The sequence below is a fragment of the Bradyrhizobium pachyrhizi genome, assembly GCF_001189245.1.
Classification (GTDB): Bacteria; Pseudomonadota; Alphaproteobacteria; order Rhizobiales; family Xanthobacteraceae; genus Bradyrhizobium; species Bradyrhizobium pachyrhizi.
The window spans coordinates 30159-51617 of sequence record NZ_LFIQ01000095.1 but is presented as its reverse complement, the minus strand read 5'-3'; the positions used below and the strand labels follow the sequence as shown (position 1 = coordinate 51617).

25 protein-coding genes are annotated in these 21459 nt (G+C 65.1%); 11 read left to right on the top strand and 14 right to left on the bottom strand.

Annotated elements, in window-relative coordinates; all coding sequences use genetic code 11:
- Positions 1-51 precede the first annotated feature (51 nt).
- The 4 genes from AKL29_RS24585 to AKL29_RS24570 all read right to left on the bottom strand — a co-directional run bounded on the left by AKL29_RS24585 (position 52) and on the right by AKL29_RS24570 (position 3108).
- Positions 52-1140: a Cj0069 family protein gene (locus AKL29_RS24585; RefSeq protein ID WP_050385944.1), complete on the bottom strand. Its 1089-nt coding sequence runs from the start codon at positions 1138-1140 to the stop codon at positions 52-54.
- Positions 1141-1306: 166 nt separating this feature from the next.
- Complete coding sequence (locus AKL29_RS24580) at positions 1307-2371, bottom strand: nickel/cobalt efflux transporter (protein WP_050385943.1); 1065 nt, start codon at positions 2369-2371, stop codon at positions 1307-1309.
- Between the two features lie 5 nt (positions 2372-2376).
- On the bottom strand, positions 2377-2655 hold the full coding sequence (locus AKL29_RS24575; RefSeq protein WP_028334653.1) for a metal/formaldehyde-sensitive transcriptional repressor: 279 nt from the start codon (positions 2653-2655) through the stop codon (positions 2377-2379).
- Positions 2656-2751: 96 nt separating this feature from the next.
- The gene (locus AKL29_RS24570; protein WP_244482372.1) at positions 2752-3108 is read right to left on the bottom strand and encodes a hypothetical protein; all 357 of its coding nucleotides are present in this window, start codon (positions 3106-3108) and stop codon (positions 2752-2754) included.
- Positions 3109-3452: 344 nt separating this feature from the next.
- Between AKL29_RS24570 and AKL29_RS24565 the strand changes: the two genes are divergently transcribed.
- The 7 genes from AKL29_RS24565 (at position 3453) to AKL29_RS24535 (ending at position 9240) form a co-directional block, all read left to right on the top strand.
- Positions 3453-4271: a chromate resistance protein ChrB domain-containing protein gene (locus AKL29_RS24565; protein ID WP_050385942.1), complete on the top strand. Its 819-nt coding sequence runs from the start codon at positions 3453-3455 to the stop codon at positions 4269-4271.
- A complete protein-coding gene (gene chrA / locus AKL29_RS24560) occupies positions 4268-5659 on the top strand; it encodes a chromate efflux transporter (protein WP_050385941.1) in 1392 nt (463 codons plus the stop codon). The genes AKL29_RS24565 and chrA overlap by 4 nt, the downstream gene beginning before the upstream one ends.
- A gap of 58 nt (positions 5660-5717) precedes the next feature.
- On the top strand, positions 5718-5951 hold the full coding sequence (locus AKL29_RS24555) for a hypothetical protein (protein WP_050385940.1): 234 nt from the start codon (positions 5718-5720) through the stop codon (positions 5949-5951).
- A 73-nt stretch (positions 5952-6024) separates the two neighbouring features.
- Entirely contained in the window at positions 6025-6330 is a 306-nt protein-coding gene (locus tag AKL29_RS24550; RefSeq protein ID WP_050385939.1) for a hypothetical protein, read from the top strand.
- A 44-nt stretch (positions 6331-6374) separates the two neighbouring features.
- Positions 6375-7319: a DUF1259 domain-containing protein gene (locus AKL29_RS24545; RefSeq protein ID WP_050385938.1), complete on the top strand. Its 945-nt coding sequence runs from the start codon at positions 6375-6377 to the stop codon at positions 7317-7319.
- A gap of 108 nt (positions 7320-7427) precedes the next feature.
- Positions 7428-8402 carry a magnesium transporter CorA family protein gene (locus AKL29_RS24540; RefSeq protein ID WP_050385937.1) on the top strand — a complete coding sequence of 325 codons (975 nt, stop codon included), beginning with the start codon at positions 7428-7430 and terminating at the stop codon, positions 8400-8402.
- A 121-nt stretch (positions 8403-8523) separates the two neighbouring features.
- Positions 8524-9240 carry a dihydrofolate reductase family protein gene (locus AKL29_RS24535; RefSeq protein ID WP_063779938.1) on the top strand — a complete coding sequence of 239 codons (717 nt, stop codon included), beginning with the start codon at positions 8524-8526 and terminating at the stop codon, positions 9238-9240.
- Between the two features lie 6 nt (positions 9241-9246).
- On the opposite strand, the gene AKL29_RS24530 is transcribed toward AKL29_RS24535, so the two are convergent.
- Positions 9247-9963, bottom strand: a complete 717-nt coding sequence (locus tag AKL29_RS24530; RefSeq protein WP_050385935.1) for a TetR/AcrR family transcriptional regulator — start codon at positions 9961-9963, stop codon at positions 9247-9249.
- 195 nt (positions 9964-10158) lie between these two features.
- Between AKL29_RS24530 and AKL29_RS24525 the strand changes: the two genes are divergently transcribed.
- Complete coding sequence (locus AKL29_RS24525) at positions 10159-11430, top strand: HlyD family secretion protein (protein ID WP_410712123.1); 1272 nt, start codon at positions 10159-10161, stop codon at positions 11428-11430.
- On the top strand, positions 11430-13028 hold the full coding sequence (locus tag AKL29_RS24520; RefSeq protein ID WP_050385934.1) for a DHA2 family efflux MFS transporter permease subunit: 1599 nt from the start codon (positions 11430-11432) through the stop codon (positions 13026-13028). Before AKL29_RS24525 ends, AKL29_RS24520 begins: the two co-directional genes overlap by 1 nt.
- A 54-nt stretch (positions 13029-13082) precedes the next feature.
- Here the strand turns inward: AKL29_RS24520 and AKL29_RS24515 are convergent, their stop codons facing one another.
- The 9 genes from AKL29_RS24515 to coxB all read right to left on the bottom strand — a co-directional run bounded on the left by AKL29_RS24515 (position 13083) and on the right by coxB (position 20241).
- Positions 13083-13634 (bottom strand): GrpB family protein, encoded by a 552-nt coding sequence (locus AKL29_RS24515; protein WP_050385933.1) that lies wholly within the window; start codon positions 13632-13634, stop codon positions 13083-13085.
- Between the two features lie 60 nt (positions 13635-13694).
- Positions 13695-14465 (bottom strand): SURF1 family protein, encoded by a 771-nt coding sequence (locus AKL29_RS24510; RefSeq protein ID WP_050385932.1) that lies wholly within the window; start codon positions 14463-14465, stop codon positions 13695-13697.
- Positions 14462-14848: a DUF983 domain-containing protein gene (locus AKL29_RS24505; protein ID WP_026191934.1), complete on the bottom strand. Its 387-nt coding sequence runs from the start codon at positions 14846-14848 to the stop codon at positions 14462-14464. The genes AKL29_RS24510 and AKL29_RS24505 overlap by 4 nt, the downstream gene beginning before the upstream one ends.
- A gap of 64 nt (positions 14849-14912) precedes the next feature.
- Complete coding sequence (locus AKL29_RS24500; RefSeq protein ID WP_028334634.1) at positions 14913-15809, bottom strand: cytochrome c oxidase subunit 3; 897 nt, start codon at positions 15807-15809, stop codon at positions 14913-14915.
- Between the two features lie 55 nt (positions 15810-15864).
- Complete coding sequence (locus AKL29_RS24495; RefSeq protein WP_028334633.1) at positions 15865-16494, bottom strand: cytochrome c oxidase assembly protein; 630 nt, start codon at positions 16492-16494, stop codon at positions 15865-15867.
- Between the two features lie 5 nt (positions 16495-16499).
- Positions 16500-16664: a hypothetical protein gene (locus tag AKL29_RS24490; RefSeq protein ID WP_028334632.1), complete on the bottom strand. Its 165-nt coding sequence runs from the start codon at positions 16662-16664 to the stop codon at positions 16500-16502.
- Between the two features lie 37 nt (positions 16665-16701).
- Positions 16702-17640 carry a heme o synthase gene (locus AKL29_RS24485; RefSeq protein ID WP_050385931.1) on the bottom strand — a complete coding sequence of 313 codons (939 nt, stop codon included), beginning with the start codon at positions 17638-17640 and terminating at the stop codon, positions 16702-16704.
- A gap of 63 nt (positions 17641-17703) precedes the next feature.
- Positions 17704-19320: a cytochrome c oxidase subunit I gene (gene ctaD, locus AKL29_RS24480; protein WP_028334630.1), complete on the bottom strand. Its 1617-nt coding sequence runs from the start codon at positions 19318-19320 to the stop codon at positions 17704-17706.
- A gap of 81 nt (positions 19321-19401) precedes the next feature.
- Positions 19402-20241 carry a cytochrome c oxidase subunit II gene (gene coxB / locus AKL29_RS24475; protein ID WP_050385950.1) on the bottom strand — a complete coding sequence of 280 codons (840 nt, stop codon included), beginning with the start codon at positions 20239-20241 and terminating at the stop codon, positions 19402-19404.
- A 233-nt stretch (positions 20242-20474) separates the two neighbouring features.
- Here coxB and AKL29_RS42205 point away from each other — a divergent pair, with 233 nt between their 5' ends.
- Both AKL29_RS42205 and AKL29_RS24470 read left to right on the top strand, forming a co-directional pair.
- A complete protein-coding gene (locus tag AKL29_RS42205) occupies positions 20475-20813 on the top strand; it encodes a hypothetical protein (RefSeq protein ID WP_152977753.1) in 339 nt (112 codons plus the stop codon).
- A gap of 12 nt (positions 20814-20825) precedes the next feature.
- On the top strand, positions 20826-21362 hold the full coding sequence (locus AKL29_RS24470) for an invasion associated locus B family protein (protein WP_152977752.1): 537 nt from the start codon (positions 20826-20828) through the stop codon (positions 21360-21362).
- The last annotated feature ends 97 nt before the right edge of the window (positions 21363-21459 follow it).

The window sequence follows — 21459 nt, the reverse complement described above, 5'->3', positions numbered from 1 at the left end:
CACCCATGGGCCCCGAGCAATGGGTAGAAACAGGGAGCCTGCAGGGCATGCTCACCTCACGCTCGCCATGTTCCGACCGATGCGATCCCTGACCGTTTGGGCGATCGCCGCCGGAGCTTCGTCGGGGATCGCGAAGCACGAGCTCGCGTTGATCTCGCAGAGCACATAGGTGTCGGCACCATCAGCATCGCGTGGACCGTAGAGGAAATCGGCATCCCAGATCACCGGCAGCGACGCTTCATCGATCGTCAGCGCCGCCATCAACTGCGGGATCCATTCGTCCTCCATCAAGCTTCGCAGTGCCTGGAATTGCGGCGCATCGGGGCCATGCATGATGCGCGGTCCGGGCTGCGCTTCCGGAGAATCCGGACCTTGCGGGGGCGGCGGGATCAGGGCCTTGATCAATTGGTGCCCGAAGCCTGCGACCTTCGCTCCGCTGACATAGCAACGGATCATGCCCTCGGGCAGGCGCGGCTGGAACGCCTGATCGATGATGCAGCCGCCCCAGCCGAAATACGGCTCGCAGCGCGCCATGAAGTCGCCCAGCGGCATCTCCTCCGGCTGGCTGCCGCGCAGCGCATGCAACACACGAATCGTCGCGTCGGTGTTCGGCACGGTTTCCACCTTCCAGACGCCCTGCCCGCCATTGCCGCGGTTCTGCTTGAGCACGCGCGGACCAGCCGCGCGCAAGCGCGGGGGAAATTCGGCGCGGAACGCATCGACCGTGGCGTATCGACGGGTGTCGGCGCCCCAGCCCAGGTGACGCGTCCGGTACAGCACGTCCTTGACGCCCATCTTGAGGATGACGTCGGGATGCGCGCTGACCCACGGTCCCTCTGCCGCGACCTCGCGCAGCAGCGGATCGAGGGCGGCGCGCGTCTTGCCCTGATGGATCGGATCGACCCAGACGAGAACGCCGTCCATCGTCAGCAATTGGTCGCGGACGGCATCGGCGAATGTCTCGTCATAGACGACGGGAACGGCCTCGATGCCCGAAGCGGCGAGCGCTTCGAAGACGCGGACGAAACGGCTGTTTTGTCGGGTCGCCTCCCGGCGCGACGCGGCGTCGCCACGCGACAGGATGGCGATTTTGCAACGACGATTTTCGGAACGACGACGTGTGTGTGGTTCGGTGTCCATGTGAAAGCTCCACGACGGTGAATGTCGCGCAGAGCTTGGACCGAGGTCTCACGGGGAGTCTGCCTTGTCCCCTTGAGGCAAATCTAGACCACCGCGCGCAGGTTTCAAGATGGAGGTGGGGCGAAGCGGATCGGGCCGCGATCCCGGATCACACCGTGATCCCGGATCACGCCGTGATCGCGTGCAACCCGAGCCAGCCGGTGTAGAGGCCGACGAGCACGATCAGCGCGGCCGACACGTAGGGCGCGCGATGGGCAAAGCGGCTGAAACCGGCCCAATGACGTTCGACATGACGCAGGCTCAGCGCGGCCGCAACACCGGCAGAGACCATGGTGAGCGCAAGCCCGATGCCGAAGCAAAGCACCAGCACAAAGCCGAGGCTGAACTGCTTGAGCTGGAGACAGAGCAGCAGCACGGTGATCGCCGCCGGACACGGAATCAGCCCGCCGGTCAGGCCGAACAGGATGATCTGCCATGTCGTCACGGTGCGTCCGGCAAAGCGCTTGCGGATGTCGGCGGCGTGCGCGCGCGCATGCGCGTCGTCCTCATCGCCGAGATCCATATGCGCATGGTCATGCTCCTCGAACAGGACTTCCGCCACGTCCGCGCGGACCGAGACGCGCGCCTTGAAGGCATGCGGCTCCGGAATTTCGTCGATGCTTTCCAGATAGCCATCCCTGCCCGCGAAGCGAAAGCGTTGCTCGCTGCCGTCGGGACGGATCGTCACGACATCAACATCGCCGGCCGCCGGCAGCGCTCCAGCCTCGCTTCGCAACCGCCAGCGCGGCGGCGCGCCGTCCTCGAAGACCTCGAGCGACAGCGATTGTCCGGCCAAGACAAGCTGGCGCGTTTCGTCGTGATGATGGTGATGATCGTGTTCGGCAGCCTGCTCGCGCCAGGTGCGCCAGGCCATCCAGGCCGCGATCGCGATGATGATCACCGCCGACGCCAGTTGCAGCCAGGCTTCGCTGCGTTCTCCGGACCATTGCTGGCCGAAATGAAGTCCGGCGAGCGCAACCAGCCAGACGATGGCGGTGTGCGAGATCGTCGCCGCCAGGCCGAGCAGCACCGCCTGCACCACCGTGCCGCGGATCGCGATGATGAAGGCCGCCATCATCGTCTTGGAGTGGCCGGGCTCGAGCCCGTGCAGTGCGCCGAGCAGGATCGCGCTGGGCACGAACAGCCACGCATGCGCGCTGCTCTGCTGGAGCAGCTGAGACAGGTCGGTCATGGTACTCACTTCAAATAGGTACGAACGACGTCGATCAGGTCCGCGGCGCCTTGCGCCTTCTCGGGATCCTTCTCGTGAGCGGGATCCACGACGTGATGACGGATATGGTCCTCGAGCAATTCCGCGGTCAGCCCGTTGATGGCGCCGCGGACCGAGGCCACCAGCATCAGCACGTCGGCACAACCAATCTCGGACTCCAGCGCGCGCTCGACGGCCTCCAGCTGGCCCTTGATGCGGCGAACCCGGCCGACGAGCTTGGACTTGTGCTTGATGGTATGCGACATGAACCTAATATAGGGGGGTACCCTATATTGGTCAACCATGCTGTCGGCCGGCCGGGCGCGCATCGAGACATGGCGGCGGGATGTCAGCGGCGGGCGTCAGCCCATGCTGCCGGGCATGAAGCAACGCGCCTTCGGGTGACCGTCTATGTAGTAGGGCCACACGATGGGTCGGCCGGACAGGTTCGGTCCGGGCACGACGGCTTCGTTCGGAACGTCAACCCACTCGCCATCGATGCGCACCCGATAATGGCCATTCCTGGTTTCCCAGTCGACGTCGTCGATGTGCTGCGCATCCGTGCCATCGCAGCAGGGACCCTTGCTGCTATGCAAGCCCTCGTACCAACCGTTCAATTCGGGGTGCTGGTGATCGTGGGCGAGAGCGCCGCCGGTTGTTGTGATGAGCAGCATAACGACAAGAGCAACAGGCGTCGCATGCCAATAATGACTGTCCATCAATCGGCATTGCTCCAATGAATGCAGGCGGGAGCGCGACACGTTCGCGGTGTCGGCATCTACCTGAGTTGGTCCCTGCCACCGCGCAACTCGGCAGCGAATTGTATGTTCCTATTCGCATCTCGCCGGAGGCGGAGAGGTGACCCCATCGGCCTGAGTCCACGGATGCTTGTTCCAAGCTGCGCGATGAAGTTTTCGTGACAGTCGATCGGCGATAGCTGCGGGATTTGGCAAAGTCAGGTTGACAGCCTGGAGATCAGGGTTTTTGATGTGTGTACGGGGATGTGCGATCTCCCCGCGAGGCGACATGCCCAAGAATCGCGTCCTGTCACCAAGGGCGCACCATGTCGTCATACACATCGATCTCATCAGAAAAATTGTCCCGTCTCATCGGCACGGCGAAGGCGCCGACGCTTGTCGACGTTCGTCTCGATGAAGATTTCGCTGCCGATCCGCGCCTGATCCCGGGCGCGGTCCGCTACTCCCATCTCGGCGTCCAGGACTGGGCTTCCCGTTTCACCGGGCAGTCCGTGGTCGTGGTCTGCCAGAAGGGACAGAAGCTTTCCGAAGGCACCGCCGCCTGGCTCCGCTGCAGCAACATCGCGGCCGAGATTCTCGAGGGCGGCCACCTCGGCTGGCGGGAAGCGGAGCTACCGACCGTTCCCGCCGACAAGATTCCAAAACGCGACGGGCGGGGTCGCACCGTCTGGGTGACGCGATCGCGGCCGAAGATCGACCGCATCGCCTGTCCATGGCTGATCCGCCGCTTCGTCGATCCCGCGGCCGTGTTCCTGTTCGTCACATCGGCGGAGGTCGAGGCGGTCGCCGAACGGTTCGACGCCACGCCGTTCGACATCGAGAACGTGTTCTGGAGCCACCGCGGCGAGCTCTGCACCTTCGACGTGATGGTCAAGGAATTCGGACTCGCGACGCCGGCGCTGGAGCGGCTCGCGACGATGGTGCGGGCGGCCGATACCGCGCGGCTCGAGCTTTCGCCGGAGGCGCCCGGGCTGCTCGCCGCCTCGCTCGGCCTGTCGCGCATGTTCGACGACGACCTCGAACAGTTGAGCGCCGGGCTGCTGCTCTACGACGCCTTCTACCGATGGTGCCGCGATGCGACCAAGGAGACGCACAACTGGCCGACCAGCAAGGTGAAGCCATGACCGACGTCGCAACGACAGCGAAGGCGCGCGGGCATGAGCCCGCGCACGGCATCTCCTTCAACGAGGCGCTGCTGGTCTGGATACGCGTCGCCATCCTGAGCTTTGGCGGGCCGGCTGGCCAGATCGCGGTGATGCATCGCATCCTGGTCGAGGAGAAGAACTGGATATCGGAGGGGCGTTTCCTGCACGCCCTCAATTACTGCATGCTGCTGCCGGGGCCGGAGGCGCAGCAGCTGGCGACCTATATCGGCTGGCTGCTGCACCGGACGCTCGGCGGCATCGTGGCGGGCGGGCTGTTCATCCTGCCCGGCATCTTCGCCATCATGGGCCTCAGCTATATTTACGCGGCATATGGCAATGTCGGGTTTGTCGAGGCGCTGTTCTTCGGCCTGAAGGCGGCGGTGCTGGCCATCGTGATCCAGGCCGTGGTGCGGGTCGGCAAGCGCGCGCTGCGCAACCGGGTGATGATCGCGCTCGCGGCGATCGCCTTTGTCGCGATCTTCTTCTTCGCCGTGCCGTTTCCGCTGATCATCGGCGCCGCCGCGGTCACAGGGCTGGTCGGCGCACGCCTCGGCCGGAGCGAATTTGCGGCGATCGAGCATGGCGGCAAGAATTCCGCCGTGATCGACAGCATGCTCGGTGAAGCGGTGCCGGACCATGTCCGTCCCAACGCATCGCGCACCTTGCGGGTCGGCGCCATCTGGCTCGCGCTCTGGCTGGTGCCGGTGTTCGCCCTGCTGATTGCCTTGGGACCCGGCGACGTGTTCACCCAGATCGCCATCTTCTTCAGCAAGATGGCGATGGTGACGTTCGGCGGCGCCTACGCCGTGCTTGCCTATGTCGCGCAACAGGCCGCCGACTATTATCACTGGGTCAGCCCGCGCGAGATGCTGGACGGGCTCGGCATGGCCGAGACCACGCCCGGACCGCTGATCATGGTGGTGCAGTTCGTGGGCTTCATGGCGGCGTTCCGCGAGGCGAGCGGGCTGTCGCCGATGTTGGCCGCCACGCTCGGCGGCTTGCTCGCGACCTGGGTGACGTTCACGCCGTGCTTCCTGTGGATCTTCGTCGGGGCGCCCTACATCGAGGCGCTGCGCGGCAACAAGGCGCTGGCGGGCGCGCTTTCGGCGATCACCGCCGCCGTGGTCGGCGTGATCCTCAATCTGTCGATCTGGTTCGCGCTGCACACGCTGTTTCGGCAAACATTCCCGGTGCACGGGCTAGGCCTGTCGTTCGACGCGCCGGTGCCTGCTAGCCTCGACTGGCCGGCGCTGGCGTTGTCGATCGCCGCCGCGATCGCGATCTTCCGCTTCAATGCGGGGATGCTCAGCGTCCTCGCCGCCTCCTGCATCACGGGCGTACTGCTGCGCCTTGTCGGCATCATCTGAGCGGAGCGGCGCGCAGCTTGGGAACCTGGGGCAGCACAACACAACCAGGAGAACAACCATGCAGACAGGAAGACTCTCCCATTTGATTCTCGCCCTGACGATCGCGGGCGCGGTCATGCCGGCCCATGCCCTGACGCTGGACGAACTCGTCGCAAAACTTCGCGCCGCCGGCTACGCCGAGATCAGCGAGGTCAAGTCGACGGCCGAAGGCACGACGGCGAAGGCGATAAAGAACGGCAAGCCGGTGCGGCTCGTGATCGACGGCAGCGGCCAGGTCAAGGAGCGGGACTGAGCTCCCGCGCGCCCGAGAGCCGTCAACCGATCGATGGAGTGACAACATGATGAGAGCAATTGTGGCCCTGTGCATGGCCGTGCTGTGGCCGGGCGCAACCCTGGCAGCGCCGGCCGCCCTCGATGAGCGGCAGGAGGCGGCCGTGACAATGCAGGCGGCGATGGTCCACCCGCAAGGGAGCGAGACACTGTGCGGCGTCGTCGATCGCGTCGATGAACGCAACGACACGCTGCTGATCCGGTTATCTCCGGACCGGATCGAACCGTTCAAGGTCCAGGACGGCCTGATCTTCAATGCCGTCCGCTTCGGCGATCCCGTCGAAATCTCGGTGCAGAACATCGCCGGGTTCCGCACCATTGTCGGGCTCTCGAAGCAATAGAGCCACGATCCGAAGCATCGAAAGAGGTTCAAGGGAGCAATCCAATGCGACACACGATTTCGGCGCTGATCGGCGTCAGTGCCTGCCTCTTCGCCACCGGCGGGAGCGCGCAAAGGATCGACTGGCAGGTGTTCACCGAGCCGTTCGTCTCGTCGGCACATGCGCAGGCGATCGACTGGCAGAAGGTCAACGACACGCTGGGCAGAAAGCCCTCCGTCACCGGTGACGTGCATCGCTACGGCTTTCCGCGGAGCGATCTGACGGTGACGCTCGACGGCATCACCATCAAGCCGGCGCTGGCGCTCGGCGGCTGGGTTGCCTTCAAGCCCATGCACGACGACGTCATGGCGATGGGCGACCTGGTGCTGCTCGAATCCGAAATCAACCCTGTGATGCTGAAGATGATCGGAAACGGCCTGCAGATCACGGCCGTGCACAACCATTTGCTCGGCGCGAGCCCGGCCACCTTCTACATGCACGTCGCCGGCCACGGCGACCCGGTCAAGATCGCCGCCGCGATCCGAGATGGCCTTGCGGAAAGCAAGACGCCGCTCAAGGCCGCAGCGCCGGCCGCGCCGCCGCCGACCATCGATCTCGATACCGCGCAGCTCGATCAGATCATCGGCGTCAAGGGCCAGGCCAATGGCGGCGTCTATCAGTTCAATGTGCCCCGTCGCGATCCGATCACTGAAGAGGGCATGGCGTTGAGCCCGGTTGGCCCGATGGGCGTCGCCATCGGCATCAACTTCCAGCCGACCGGCGGCGGCAAGGCGGCGATCACCGGCGATTTCGTGCTGACAAATGACGAGGTCAACCCCGTCATCATGGCGCTGCGGACGCACGGCATCGACGTCACCGCGCTGCACAGCCACATGCTGGACGAACAGCCGCGCCTGTTCTTCATGCATTTCTGGGCCAATGACGACGCCGTCAAGCTCGCCAAGGGCCTGCGTGCCGCGCTCGATAAGACGGCGAGCAGCAAGAGCTAAGGATCTTCCGCTTCCGGCGAAGGACCGGGCTCGCCCAAGTGCATGGAACTGGCTTGCCGTCCGCGCAATTAGTGTGGACCGCAAGTCCCCATGCATGGAGCCCGATCATTGCTGAAGCTGTACAGGTCGGCGACCTCCGATTGGCGGAGTATCGGCGCGGAATTGCCTTCCGAGATCATCTGGATCGATCTGCTCGAACCCACCGAGGACGAAAAGCAGTTCGTAGAGCGCGCGCTCGACATCCGCGTCCCGTCCGAGCGATCGTTGAGCGAGATCGAGGCGTCGAGCCGACTGATCACCGATCATGACCGGCTCTATCTGAGCTCGCCGGCGGTGCGGCTCGACGACAACAACGAAGCCGAGATCACCAATATCGGCTTCGTGATCGGCCCAAAGGTGCTGGTCACAGTGCGGTTCGCGAAGCTGACCACGTTCGACGACGTCATGAAGCGGATCGGCACCGACAAGAGCCTGCAAAACGGCATGTGCGTGTTCACCGCGCTGCTCGAGGCCATGATCGATCGCGGCGCCGACGTGCTGGAGCATCTCGGCGCCAAGACTGACAGGCTGTCGCGAGGCGTCTTCAAGGGCGGCCTGGTGCGGAGCAAACGTCCAGTGCGCTCCAGCCGCAGGCTGCGCGAGGCGCTGGAGAACATCGGCGAACTCGCCGATCGCCTGGCGAAGGCGCGCGACGTGCTGCTCGGCGTCGGCCGGGTCGCGAGCTTCGCCGACGACGTCGGCAATGAATGGATCACGTCGGCATCGAAGCGCCGGCTCGAGGCCGTCTCCAAGGATGTGGCTTCGCTGGGTGATTACGAGACCCGCCTGTCGGACAAGATCCAGCTGCTGCTTGACGCCGTGCTCGGCTTCATCAACATCCAGCAGAACGACCTGTTCAAGATCCTGACCATCGTGTCGGTGGTCGGCGTTCCCCCGACCATCCTGGTCGGGGTCTGGGGCATGAATTTCAAGGAGATGCCGGAGCTGAGCTGGACCTTCGGCTATCCCTTGGCCTGGGCCGCGATCATCGCCAGCGGCATCCTGCCGGTGCTCTGGTTCAAGCGGCACGGCTGGTTCGACTAAACAAGCGAAGTTGAAACGCCGCGGCGTTATCCGCGTTGAGAACCTGCCTGCGCGTCTATAAATCTGAAACTGCCCCACTCGCCCCGTTAGCGTGGTCATCCCCCACCGAAGAGTTCAGCCTATGCGCCCCCACATCATCTGCCACATGGGCACGTCGATCGACGGCCGGCTTCATCCCAGCCGCTTCACCAAGGCCGCCGCCGGGATTCCGGCCGACGTACTGCGTTCGCACTACGAACGGATCCATGACGGCTTCGATGCCGATGGATGGATCATCGGCCGCATCACCATGAACGAGATGGCCAAGGGAACGGAGCGGCATATCACCAACCCACTGAGGCTGCCGCGCGAGGCGCATCTCGGCAACCGTAACGGCCGCAAGCTTGCTGTCGGCATCGATCCGTCGGGCCGCGTGCATTTCGGCAAGGACAATGTCGGCGGCGATCACGCCGTCGCAGTGCTGGGCGAGCAGGTGTCCGATGCACATCTCGCCGAGCTGCGCGAGGACGGTGCGTCCTACATCTTTGCAGGCACGAAGGGCGACGATCTGCCGGGCGCGATGGCGCAGCTCGCGTCGCTGTTCGGCGCCAGGACGCTGCTGCTCGAAGGCGGCGGCGGGATCAACGGCGCCTTCCTCAAGCATGGGCTGATCGACGAATTCAGCACGCTGATCTTTCCGGCGGTCGACGGCGTCGCGGGATCGCAAAGCATCGTCGACTATCACGGCCCCGAAGGCGACCGCCCCGGCGCCGGACAATCGCTCCGGCTCACCCATTGCGAGACACTGGAAGGCGGCATGGTCTGGCTGCGTCACGCGGTAGAGCGCGCGCCCGATTGAGCGCGCCTATGGCTTGGGATTCTCCACCCAGCCGGTCCGGCACGCAGCGACGAAGAACGCGACGCCGCGCGCGACATGGGCGTCGATCTCGGGATCGAGCGCCTTCAGGTCGACCTCGAACAGCGCCCGGAGCAGCATCGGCACCGCGATGATGTCGAGGAACATCCGCGCCGTGGTCGGCAACTGCTCCGGCGCGAAGGCCGGCAGCTTGCCGAGCTCGTCGGATTGCGTCAGGTCGCGCAGCAGGTGAATGCCGAGCTCGGTGCTGAGCGCGCGCGCCCTGCGGTTGACGTTGGCGGCGAGATCCGGGAAGCGGTGCGCCTCCGCGATGGCGAGCCGCATCAGGCCGATCCGGTCGGCATCGAAGCCCCAATGCAGCAGGGTCGAGGCAACGCTGGTGAGGCGCTCCTCGATGGTCGCACCGACCGGCGGATCGGCCTTGAACTCGGCGATGCGTGCCAGGATGTCTCGCGTCACCACTTCCGTGAACAGCGCCCGCTTGTCGCGGAAGCGCGCATAGATCGTCCGCTTGCCGGAGCGCGCGACTTCCGCGATCTCGTCGATGCTCGCGCCCTCGAACCCGCGCTGCAGGAAGACCTTGCGCGCGGCATCGAGAATCCGCGCATCGACCTCACCGGCGAGCTCCTTCGGCGGCCGGCCGGCGCGCACCTCGACCGGCCTGGTTTTCGGCGCCCGCGGCTTCTTCAGGGTGCTGGTGGTCATCGCATCGACCCGGGTTCGATGGGCCGGTCAGGCCGGCAATATCAGGCAATATAGCCTTATCACATCTTGTTGTAAATAGAACGATACAGTTCCGTTTCTATTGACGGCGCACGGTGGCGGGACTATTTGCCGCATAGAACGGAACGGTTCCGTTCCTTTTGTGAAGGCACTCGCCTGACAGCAGGAGCCGCCATCATGTTTGAAGACACTGTCTTGGAGCGCGACCAACCGGGCCACCAGGGCATCGAGGGTGCCCCCTCGGCTCCGGCCTCCCATGAGCCTGACCGGCCCGCGGTCACCGCACGGGCTCCGGCGCAGGAGCATCCCGCGGGCAAGCAGCCCGCCCCGCCGGCAACAATCCCGCCGGAGGTCATCGGCAAGGCAACACGGCGCAGCTTTCTCCGCCGCCGTCCGGTCGTCTCCGCGATCGGCGCCGTGCTGCTCGCCGCAGCGATCGGCGGCGGCTATCTCTACATGGACTACAGCGCGCATTTCGAATCCACCGACGACGCCTTCATCGCGGCGCGGCAGTCGGCGCTCGCGCCGAAGATCTCCGGCTACATCACCGCCGTCCCGGTCACCGACAACCAGCACGTCGCGGCCGGCGACGTGATCGCCCGGCTCGATGACCGCGACTATCGCGTCGCGCTGGCGCAGGCCGAGGCGCAGGTCGCGGCCGCGCGCGCCAGCATCGAGAATGTCGATGCGCAGCTCGACGTGCAGCAGGCGCAGATTGCTGCCAATCAGGCGCAGGTCGACCAGGCGCAGGCGGCGCTGGTGTTCGCCCAGCAGCAGGCGACGCGCTACCAGCATCTGGAGCAATCCGGCTACGGCACTGTGCAGAATTCCGAGCAGTTCACCTCGCAGCTGCATCAGCAGCAGGCTGCGCTGCTGAACGCGCAGGCGACGCTCAACCTCGCGCAGCGCCAGGTCGAGTCGCTGAAGGCGCAGCGCAAGAGCGCGGTCGCCAACCTCGCCCAGGCCGAGGCGCAGCGCGACCAGGCCAAGCTCAATCTGTCCTATACGACGGTCATCGCCGCGCAGCCGGGCCGCGTCGTCAACCTGTCGGCCGCGGTCGGCCAGTTCGCCCAGGCAGGCACCAACCTCACGATGTTCGTGCCCGACCAGACCTGGGTCACCGCGAACTTCAAGGAGATCCAGCTCGACAAGATGCGGCCGGGCGAGAGCGTGACGATGAAGATCGACGCCTATCCCGGACGCACCATCCAGGGCCATGTCGAGAGCGTGCAGCCGGGCTCCGGCACCGCGTTCTCGCTGCTGCCGGCGCAGAACGCCACCGGCAACTACGTCAAGATCGTGCAGCGCGTGCCGGTGAAGATCGTGATGGACAACCCGCCGGCCGACGTCGCGCTCGGCCCGGGCATGTCCGTTGTCCCGACGGTGCGGATCGATGCCGCGCCGTCCCTCTTCGAGCGCCTTGAGAAGTCGAGCCTCCGGAGGCTGTGATGAGTGTCGCCGCGATCGATGCCAAGGGCATTCCGGCTCCGAGCGTCACCGTCAATCCCTGGCTGATCGCCATCGTGGTCGCGCTCGCGAGCTTCATGGAGGTGCTCGACACCACCATCGCCAACGTGGCGCTGCCCTATATCGCCGGCGGCATGGGCGTGAGCGAGGACGAGGCCTCCTGGGTGGTCACCACCTATCTGGTGTCCAACGCCATCATCCTGACCGCCTCCGGCTTTCTCGCCCGCACGCTCGGGCGCAAGACCTTCTTCCTGATCTGCCTCGGCATCTTCACGGTCAGCTCGATCCTGTGCGGTTTTGCGCCCAATCTGAACGCGCTGCTGCTGTTCCGTATCCTGCAGGGTCTCGGCGGCGGCGGCATGGTGCCGGTGGCGCAATCGATTCTCGCCGATGCGTTCCCGCCGGCCAAGCGCGGGCAGGCGTTCGCGGTGTTCGGCATTGCCGTCGTGGTGGCGCCGGTGGTCGGGCCGACGCTCGGCGGCTGGCTGTCCGACAACCTGTCGTGGCACTGGTGTTTCCTGATCAACGCGCCGGTCGGCGTGTTCGCGATCGCGCTGATCGCCGCCGTGCTGCAGGAGCCCGCGACCGCGAAAGCCAAGGGAGTGCAGCCCCAGGACAACAGGTTCGACTTCATCGGCTTCGCGCTGGTCGCGACCTTCCTCGGCGCGCTCGAGGTGGTGCTCGACCGCGGCCTCGAGGACGACTGGTTCGCCTCGCCCTTCATCATCACCTTTGCGGCGATCTGCGCCGCGGCGTTCGTGCTGATGATCCCGTGGGAGATGACCCGGCGCAATCCGATGATCGACCTGCGCATGGTCGCAACCCGGCAGTTCGGCGCCTGCTTCCTGGTGATGCTGGCGACCGGCGCCATCCTGCTCGCGACCACGCAATTCCTGCCGCAGCTGGTGCAGCAGGACTTCGGCTACACCGCGACCTGGGCCGGCCTCGTGCTCTCGCCCGGCGGCGTCGTCACCATGATGATGATGTTCGCCGTCGGCCGGCTCGCCGCCAGGGTGCAGCCGAAATACCTGATCGTTACCGGTGCGCTGGTGATCGCCGCCTCCATGTACAGCATGACCAACGTCTATGGCGATCTCGGCTTCTGGTTCATGGCGCGCTCGCGCATGCTGATCGGCGTCGGCCTGCCGCTGATCTTCGTGCCGATCATGGCGGCGTCCTATGACGGCATTCCCGCCGGGAAGACCGACCAGGCCTCCGCGCTGATCAACGCGGCGCGCAACACCGGCGGCTCGATCGGCGTCTCGATCGTGTCCAACGTGCTGACGCATCGCCAGCAATTCCACCAGAGCCGGCTGGTCGAGCAGGTGACGCCGTCAAGCCCGCAATACCAGGACACGCTGCACCAGGTCACCGACTTCTTCGTCGCCCAGGGCAATTCGCTGGCGCAGGCGCATCAACAGGCGATCCAGTGGATCGGGCAGCAGGTGCAGACCCAGGCCTCGTTCCTGTCCTACATGGATGCGTTCTGGGTCCTGATGCTGATCTCGCTCTCCGCCATCCCGCTGGCGCTGACCTTGCGCAAGGTCAAGCTCGGCGGCCCCGCTCCCATGGGTCATTGATCCCGGCGCGGGCATGGATGCGCTACGGCAGAATGCAGACGTGGCGCGGCCGCGCTATCGACCGGACAGGTCCGCGCGCCACGCGCGGGCCTTCGCGGTCGTCTCCTCGACGAAACGCGTTTTGCCGTTGCGATAGGCCGCGATGTCCTCTCTTGCGGCGGCAGCGAGGGCCTGCTTGGTATCCGCGTAGGCGCGGGCCGCCTCGGGGTGCGCGCGAAGATAGTCGCGAAACACCAGCAGCGTTTCCCAGCGCGGATTGGATGGCTCCATCAGATGCAGATGATGGGTCCACGGCCCCGGAGGGCCCTTGCGGAAGAACAACTCACCGGGCAGCCACGCCGCGTATTCCGGTATGTAGTTGTAGCCGAGCGCCTCGATCGGCTTGATGCAGCATTCCCGCGCCTCCGCGAGGCTGGGGACACCGACCATCAGGTCGATGATCGGCTTCGACGGCAAGCCCGGAACCGCGGTGCTTCCGACATGCTCGATGGCCAGGACCAGCGAGCCGAGCGCGTGCTCGATCCCCGCGCGCTCCGTCGCGAACATGGCCGGCCAGTTGGGGTCATAGTCGAGGACAACGATTGGCCCGGCGCCGTATTTCTCCATGGCACACCCTGATTGCTTGCCGCGAGGTCTCCTTCGCGGGTCAATCAAACCATGATGAGGCTAGGTTCGACCAGAGGCGCGCCGCCGGTGGCCGCGCCACCACAGGCCGAAGGCGATCGTGACCGCGGCAGCCAGCGAGAACCAGGTGATGGCATACTGCATGTGGTCGTCCTTGAGCCGCACCTTGAGCGGTCCGGGCTTCGGCGTGCCGCTGTCGGGCACCGGGGCCTCGAGGTCGATATAGAACGGTGCGACCTGGCCCCAGCCGAGCGCTTGCGCCATCGCGCGATGATCGCGCACGAACCACAGCCGCTTCGAGATATCTTCCTTCGGCGTCAGCCGGCCCGGTGGCTCGGGAAAGCGGATATAGCCCGTCAGCTCAACCGGCGCGCCGGTGACGAGGCGGCCGACGACGCGATCCTCGAAGGCGCGATCCTGCATCGTGTTCTGGACAAAGCCGGTGTTGATCACGACGGTCTCGCCGCTGGCGAGCTTCGCCGGCAGCAACGCCCAGGTGCCCGGACCCGAAATGTCGTCGCGCACCGCGGAGCCGGAGCTGAACACCATCGCGTCGGGCTGCTCCGCATAGGTCGCGGTCAGCGTGACGCGGCGGAATTCATCCTTGGCGGAGGTCAGCGTCGGCCATGCCGACGGCGGCGGCAGCGCCTCGGTCGGGGCGGCCAGCCGCGCATCGAGCGCCCCGATCAGCGCGTGCTTTTCGACCCGGCGCTGCAATTGCCAGAAGCCAAGGGCGATAAACACCGCGATCAGGATCAACGTGAAAATGCCGAAGCCGGCCGCGCTCGGCCGGCGCGTCGTCGTATCATTCATTTCGGGTCGCGCTCGATCAATTGGCCTTCGGCGGCCTTGTGGTGGAATTGCAGCGCGATCAGAAGTGCCTTCATCGATCGTAGCGGCAGGATCGTTGTGACCAGGATCAACGGCAACCACAGCGCGGCATGCACCCAGAACGGCGGCTGGTACTTCACCTCGACGATCAGCGCCGCCGCGACCACGATGGCGCCGGCCAGCATGATGACGAAGATCGCCGGCCCGTCGCCGGAATCGATGAAGGCGAAGTCGAGGCCGCAGGCCTGGCAGCGCGGCGCCAGCGTCAGGAAGCCGGAATAGAGCTTGCCCTTGCCGCAGCGCGGGCAGCGGCAGGCGATGCCGCGCAGTGCGCTCTCAGTGACGGTCGGCGGGGTATCGGTCATCGGTTCTCTTCAAAAACAAAGGGGCGGCCATTCGGCCGCCCCCTCTTAGCACGTCGGCCGGCAATTAGTGTGCGCCGTGGGCCATCGTCTCGGCGCCGTGGCCCCAGACGTAGATGCAGATGAACAGGAACAGCCAGACCACGTCGACGAAGTGCCAGTACCAGGCGGCAAACTCGAAGCCGAGGTGCTGCTTCGGCGTGAAGTGGCCGGCATAGGCGCGGATCAGGCAAACCAGCAGGAAGATGGTGCCGACCAGCACGTGGAAGCCGTGGAACCCGGTCGCCATGAAGAAGGTCGCGCCATAGACGTTGCCGCCGAACGAGAACGTCGCATGGGCGTACTCATAGGCCTGCACGCAGGTGAAGAGAGCGCCGAGGATCACGGTGAGGATCAGGCCCTGCTTGAGGCCCTGGCGGTCGTTCTCGAGCAGCGCATGGTGCGCCCAGGTGACCGTGGTGCCCGAGGTCAGGAGCAGCAGCGTGTTGAGCAGCGGCAGATGCCAGGGATCGAAGGTCTCGATGCCGTGCGGCGGCCAGGTGCCCGGCACCGAGCAGGCGCCCATCGCCGTACCGGCGCCGCAGCCGAACACCGCATCGCGCGTGGCGTGCACCGCGTCGGCCGGGAACAGCGCCGCATTGAAGAAGGCCCAGAACCAGGCGACGAAGAACATCACCTCGGAGGCGATGAACAGGATCATGCCGTAGCGGTGGCTGATCTGCACCACGCGGGTGTGGTCGCCCTTGTACTGCGCTTCCCTGATCACGTCGCCCCACCAGCTCGCCATCGTGTAGAGCACGCCGATGGTGCCGACGCCGAACACGATCGGGGCGGCGGAGAACATGTGGTGCATCCAGCCGATCGCGCCAAACGCCATGATGAAGGCCGAGATCGAGCCGACCACCGGCCACGGGCTCGGGTCGACGAGATGATAGTCGTGATGCTTGACTTGCGCCTCAGCCATTGCCGTCTCTCCATTCGCGTGCCGCAAGGCACGTCTTAAATCTTAAATTCCAAAACTAGCCGCCCTTGCGCTGCTCCGCCTCGCCCGCCGCCACGGGCTTCGGCGCGGCGTCGCGCACGGGGAAGAAGGTGTAGGACAGGGTGATCGTCTTCAGCGTGTCGTTCTCGCTGTCCTTGGCCAGCGCCGGATCGACATAGAACACCACGGCCATCTCGCGCTTTTCGCCCGGCGCCATGGTCTGTTCGGTGAAGCAGAAGCAGTTAATCTTCTGGAAATAGGCGCCGACCGTCAGCGGCGCGACATTGTAGGACGCCTGGCCGGTCGTGGTGCGCGCCGACTGGTTGGTCACGGTGTAGTAGACCGTGACCACCTGGCCGATCTTGACGTCGATCGTGTTCTGCTCCGGCTCGAATTTCCAGGGCAGGCCCGGCGCGACGTTGGAATCGAAGCTGACCGCAATGGTGCGCGCGAGCGGCGCATCCGAAGGCACCGAGGTCGCGACCTGGGTGGTGCCGTTGAAGCCGGTGGTGCGGCAGAACCAGTTGTAGAACGGCACGGCCGCGTAGGACGCGCCGACCATCAGCACCACGACGAAGCCGCAGATCGAGGCAACCACGGCGTCGCGCGTCAGCGTGCGGCGCGTGACCTTGGCGCCCTCACCCTGCTGCGGTCCCTGGTTCGCCATCTCACTCACAGCGGCCGCACCAGCACGGCTGGCCCCTTGACGAGGGTGACGGCGAAGAACAGCACGACCAGGATGCCGAGCGCGAGCGCGATGGCGATCGAGCGCTGGCGGCGGCTCTTGAGCTGCGCCTCGGTGAGGACGATTCCTTCTGGTTCGCGTTTCTCGTCCATTGATATCCCATGCGCCCCCATCTTGCCCCCCGGCTCCCTATCCGATGAAGACAGGCGCAATCGCGCGGACCACGACCTCGGCGAGAAGGACGGCAAACAGCGCGAACAGATAGAGGATCGAGAAGGCGAACAGCCGGCGCGTGGCGCGGTTGGCAGCCGTACCCTCGCGGCGGCGATAGACCTCGATGGCAAGCCACAGCATGCCGGCGCCGAGCACCAGCGAGGTGACGCCGTAGATCGCGTCGAAATAGCCGAGCGGCCATGGCGCCAGCGCGATCGCGACCAGCACGATGGTGTAGAGCAGGATCTGCAGCCGGGTCGCGTCGGGACCGGCGACGACCGGCAGCATCGGAATGCCGGCGCGGGCATAGTCGTCGCTGCGGAACAGCGCCAGCGCCCAGAAATGCGGCGGGGTCCAGAAGAAGATGATCAGGAACAGGAGGATCGGCTCGACCGAGAGCGATCCGGTCGCGGCGGCCCACGCCACCACCGGCGGCAAGGCACCGGCGGCGCCGCCGATCACGATGTTCTGCGCGGTCCAGCGCTTCAGCCACATCGTGTAGACCACGGCATAGAAGAAGATGGTGAAGGCAAGCATCGCGCCCGCCACCCAGTTGACCAGGATGCCGAGCGTCATCACCGAGAAGAAGGCGAGCGTGATGCCGAATGCGGCCGCCTCGGTCTGCGTGATGCGGCCGCGCGGGATCGGCCGGTTGGCGGTGCGCGTCATCAGCGCGTCGACGTCGCCCTCATAGGCCATGTTGAGCGCGCCGGAAGCGCCGGCACCGACCGCGATGCACAGGATCGAGGTGAACGCCAGCACCGGATGCACATGCACCGGCGCGATCATCAGCCCGACCAGCGCGGTGAAGATCACCAGCGACATCACGCGCGGCTTCAACAGCGCGATGTAGTCGCCCACTTCGGCCTCGGAGATCCGGGGCAACTCGATGGCGTTGTGATCGACAACCGACAAGATCAGGTCTCGCTTCTCTCAAAAGGCGCGGCGCACCCTTAAGTGCGCCGCGTTGTCGTGGACTTACTGCACGCGGGGCAGCACTTCGAACTGGTGGAACGGCGGCGGCGAGGTCAGCGTCCACTCCAGCGTGGTCGCACCGGCGCCCCACGGATTGTTCGCGGCCTGCTCCTTGCGGACGAAGGCATCGATCACGCCGTAGATGAAGATCAGGACGCCGATGCCGGAGATGTACGAGCCCCAGGAGGAGATCAGGTTCCAGCCGGCGAACGCATCCGGATAGTCGACATAACGGCGCGGCATGCCCGACAGGCCGAGGAAGTGCTGCGGGAAGAACACCAGGTTGACGCCGACGAAGGTGAACCAGAAGTGCGCCTTGGCGATCTTCTCCGAGTACATGTAGCCGAACATCTTCGGGAACCAGTAGTACCAGCCGGCGAAGATGCCGAACACGGCGCCGAGCGACAGCACGTAGTGGAAGTGCGCCACCACGTAGTAGGTGTCCTGCAGCACGCGATCGACGCCGGCATTGGCCAGCACGACGCCGGTGACGCCGCCGACGGTGAACAGGAAGATGAAGCCGATCGCCCAGATCATCGGCGCCTTGAACTCGATCGAGCCGCCCCACATCGTGGCGATCCACGAGAAGATCTTCACGCCGGTCGGCACCGCGATCACCATCGTGGCGGCGACGAAATAGGCCTGCGTCGCCGAGGACATGCCGACGGTGTACATATGGTGCGCCCACACCACGAAGCCGATGCCGCCGATCGCGACCATGGCGTAGGCCATGCCGAGATAGCCGAACACGGGCTTGCGCGAGAAGGTGGAGACGATCTGGCTGATCATGCCGAAGGCGGGCAGGATCAGGATGTACACTTCGGGGTGGCCGAAGAACCAGAACAGATGCTGGAACAGCACCGGGTCGCCGCCGCCGTCAGCCGCAAAGAAGGTGGTGCCGAAATTGCGGTCGGTCAGCAGCATGGTGATCGCACCGGCGAGCACCGGCAGCGACAGCAGCAGCAGGAACACGGTGACCAGGATCGACCACACGAACAGCGGCATCTTGTGCAGGGTCATGCCCGGCGCCCGCATGTTGAAGATCGTGGTGATGAAGTTGATGGCGCCGAGGATCGACGAGGCACCCGCGAGATGGAGCGAGAGAATCGCGAAATCGACCGCCGGTCCCGGATGGCCCGAGGTCGACAGCGGCGCGTACATGGTCCAGCCCGCGCCAACGCCGTTGGCGCCCGGCTCACCCTCGACGAAGGTGGACATCAGCAGCAGCGCGAACGAGGCCGGCAGCAGCCAGAACGAGATGTTGTTCATGCGCGGGAACGCCATGTCCGGCGCGCCGATCATCAGCGGCACCATCCAGTTGCCGAACCCGCCGATCATCGCCGGCATGACCATGAAGAAGATCATGATCAGGCCGTGCGAGGTCACGAACACGTTATAGGTGTGCGTCTCGTGGAATATCTGGACGCCCGGATACATCAACTCGGCACGGATCGCGATCGACATCGCCGCGCCGATGATGCCCGCGATCACCGCAAAGATCAGGTACATCGTACCGATGTCCTTGTGGTTCGTGGAGTAGAGATAACGCCGCCATCCGGTCGGATGGTGGGCGTGATCATCATGGGCGTGATCGTCGTGTGTCGCTGCGCCTGTCGCCATGTTCAAAATCCTGCCTTGCAGTCCCTCTCGGACCTTGCGGTCCCGTCGCCCTTATTCCATCCGCGCCGTAAGCCGTGAGGCTTACTGCGCCGCCTGACCAGCCGATGCGTAGGAATTCGCCGGGTTGGTCGCAAACTTCTTCTTCGCGCCTTCGACCCAGGTCGCGAATTCCTGGTCGCTGACGACCCTGACCGCGATCGGCATGAAGGCATGGTCCTTGCCGCACAGTTCCGAGCACTGGCCGTAGAACACGCCGGTCTTGGTGGCCTTGAACCAGCTCTCGTTGAGGCGGCCGGGGATCGAGTCGATCTTCACGCCGAAGGCCGGCACCGCGAAGGAATGGATCACGTCGGCGCCGGTGGTCTGGATCCGCACCACCTTGTTGACCGGGACCACCATCTCGTTGTCGACGCCGAGCAGACGCGGCTGCTTGTCCTTGTCGAGCAGCGAATCGAACTCGAACTTGCCGTTATCCGGGTAAGCGTAGGACCAGTACCACTGCTTGCCGGTGACCTTCACCGTGAGGTCCGGCTTCGGCACGTCGAGTTCCAGGAACAGCAGGCGGAACGACGGCACCGCGATGCCGACCAGGATCAACACCGGGATCAGCGTCCAGGCCACCTCGATCAGCGTGTTGTGGGTGGTCCGGGAGGGGACCGGATTGGCCTTGGCGTTGAACTTCACCACCACGATGATGAGCAACGCGAGCACGAACAGCGTGATCAGGGTGATCAGCACCAGCAGGAAATTGTGAAACCAGATGATGTTTTCCATCACCGGGGTCACGCCTTCCTGCAGCGTGTGCTCCCACGGCGCCGGCTGCCCCATTTCGGCGAAGGCCGATCCCGCGGCGACAGACGCCACACCCGCCACCGCCAACCCCAGCAATTGCCTGCCCAACCGGCCAATCGACATCTTCATGCCGCTCGCGCTCCCTTGCATTATTCCCCAAAGCACCCCCGGCATGTGGCCGAAAATGCAGCACGATCCGCCCTGACAAACGGCCTTCCGGACATACCCGTCTCTGAGTCAAGGTGGGTACGGGAGCCAGATCGCTAGAACGCGTCGAAATCCAGCCTCTCAAACCATAATTCTCCGGCGCTCGCAATGCAGTAGTGGGGCCGAAAGCCATGCGCCTGCGATGAAGCTGCCGCTTGCGATTTTTCCCGCAAAATCAAGCGAAAGTCGCCGAAACGAAGCCGCATGCAGTTGACAGGGGGATTACCGGATGTACCCACAGACAGGGCAGCGCTCAGGAACCTGATTCGCTGCGGGCTGCCCCAATCCGGCGCGAGAATGGCTCCAAGATCGCCTTCAAGGCGCCGTCATTGCGGTATCAGTCGACGCCTGAGCATGATCCGGAAAAGTGGAGACCGGTCTTCCGAAAGATCATGCTCAAACAAGAAGATGAGATCATGATTCGCTTCCGGGAAGCGCATCGTGGCGCGCGTGCTACCGGCGGCCGGACGGCCGGACCGACCGAACATCTATAAGGATCGACCCGGATGGGCGCTTCGAACATTCGTTTGACGATGGCCGGCTGGCTCGGCGGCCACGCGATTCTGGCCTTCTGCCTCGGCCTTTCTCTTGGCCTGACCCAGCCGGCGAACGCGCAAGGCGCGGTGCGCTCGGTCCATGGCGACTGGCAGATCCGCTGCGACACTCCGCCCGGCGCCCAGGCCGAGCAATGCGCGTTGATCCAGAGCGTGGTAGCGGAGGACCGCTCCAACGCCGGCCTGACCGTGATCGTGCTGAAGACCGCCGACCAGAAGAGCCGTTTGATGCGCGTGGTCGCCCCGCTCGGCGTGCTGCTGCCCTCCGGCCTCGGCCTGAAACTCGACAATCAGGACGTCGGCCGCGCCGGTTTCGTCCGCTGCCTGCCCAATGGCTGCGTCGCCGAGGTCGTGATGGACGACAAGCTGCTCGGTCAGCTCAAGAACGCCAAGACCGCGACCTTCATCATCTTCGAGACGCCCGAGGAAGGGATCGGCTTTCCGCTCAGCCTGAATGGCCTGGCGGAGGGGTATGACAAATTGCCCTAGGGGCGCCGAGCGGCACCGGAAAGCGCAATCCGGGGCCGATCTCATCGCGGATGAACCAGTCCCGGATTTCGCTGCGTTTCATCCGGGCTATGCCATC

Excerpts from the sequence above, each read along its gene's own strand:
- AKL29_RS24530 (WP_050385935.1), bottom strand. The coding sequence starts at position 9,963 with ATGACCACCAGCACCCTGAAGAAGCCGCGGGCGCCGAAAACCAGGCCG.
- AKL29_RS24545 (WP_050385938.1), top strand. The coding sequence starts at position 6,375 with ATGCGACACACGATTTCGGCGCTGATCGGCGTCAGTGCCTGCCTCTTC.
- AKL29_RS24565 (WP_050385942.1), top strand. The coding sequence starts at position 3,453 with ATGTCGTCATACACATCGATCTCATCAGAAAAATTGTCCCGTCTCATC.
- AKL29_RS24520 (WP_050385934.1), top strand. The coding sequence starts at position 11,430 with ATGAGTGTCGCCGCGATCGATGCCAAGGGCATTCCGGCTCCGAGCGTC.
- AKL29_RS24510 (WP_050385932.1), bottom strand. The coding sequence starts at position 14,465 with ATGAATGATACGACGACGCGCCGGCCGAGCGCGGCCGGCTTCGGCATT.
- AKL29_RS24550 (WP_050385939.1), top strand. The coding sequence starts at position 6,025 with ATGGCCGTGCTGTGGCCGGGCGCAACCCTGGCAGCGCCGGCCGCCCTC.
- AKL29_RS24500 (WP_028334634.1), bottom strand. The coding sequence starts at position 15,809 with ATGGCTGAGGCGCAAGTCAAGCATCACGACTATCATCTCGTCGACCCG.
- AKL29_RS24525 (WP_410712123.1), top strand. The coding sequence starts at position 10,159 with ATGTTTGAAGACACTGTCTTGGAGCGCGACCAACCGGGCCACCAGGGC.
- AKL29_RS24515 (WP_050385933.1), bottom strand. The coding sequence starts at position 13,634 with ATGGAGAAATACGGCGCCGGGCCAATCGTTGTCCTCGACTATGACCCC.
- AKL29_RS24470 (WP_152977752.1), top strand. The coding sequence starts at position 20,826 with ATGGGCGCTTCGAACATTCGTTTGACGATGGCCGGCTGGCTCGGCGGC.
- AKL29_RS24555 (WP_050385940.1), top strand. The coding sequence starts at position 5,718 with ATGCAGACAGGAAGACTCTCCCATTTGATTCTCGCCCTGACGATCGCG.
- AKL29_RS24585 (WP_050385944.1), bottom strand. The coding sequence starts at position 1,140 with ATGGACACCGAACCACACACACGTCGTCGTTCCGAAAATCGTCGTTGC.
- AKL29_RS24495 (WP_028334633.1), bottom strand. The coding sequence starts at position 16,494 with ATGGCGAACCAGGGACCGCAGCAGGGTGAGGGCGCCAAGGTCACGCGC.
- AKL29_RS24575 (WP_028334653.1), bottom strand. The coding sequence starts at position 2,655 with ATGTCGCATACCATCAAGCACAAGTCCAAGCTCGTCGGCCGGGTTCGC.
- AKL29_RS24505 (WP_026191934.1), bottom strand. The coding sequence starts at position 14,848 with ATGACCGATACCCCGCCGACCGTCACTGAGAGCGCACTGCGCGGCATC.
- AKL29_RS24490 (WP_028334632.1), bottom strand. The coding sequence starts at position 16,664 with ATGGACGAGAAACGCGAACCAGAAGGAATCGTCCTCACCGAGGCGCAG.
- AKL29_RS24535 (WP_063779938.1), top strand. The coding sequence starts at position 8,524 with ATGCGCCCCCACATCATCTGCCACATGGGCACGTCGATCGACGGCCGG.
- chrA (WP_050385941.1), top strand. The coding sequence starts at position 4,268 with ATGACCGACGTCGCAACGACAGCGAAGGCGCGCGGGCATGAGCCCGCG.
- ctaD (WP_028334630.1), bottom strand. The coding sequence starts at position 19,320 with ATGGCGACAGGCGCAGCGACACACGACGATCACGCCCATGATGATCAC.
- coxB (WP_050385950.1), bottom strand. The coding sequence starts at position 20,241 with ATGAAGATGTCGATTGGCCGGTTGGGCAGGCAATTGCTGGGGTTGGCG.
- AKL29_RS24570 (WP_244482372.1), bottom strand. The coding sequence starts at position 3,108 with ATGGACAGTCATTATTGGCATGCGACGCCTGTTGCTCTTGTCGTTATG.
- AKL29_RS24580 (WP_050385943.1), bottom strand. The coding sequence starts at position 2,371 with ATGACCGACCTGTCTCAGCTGCTCCAGCAGAGCAGCGCGCATGCGTGG.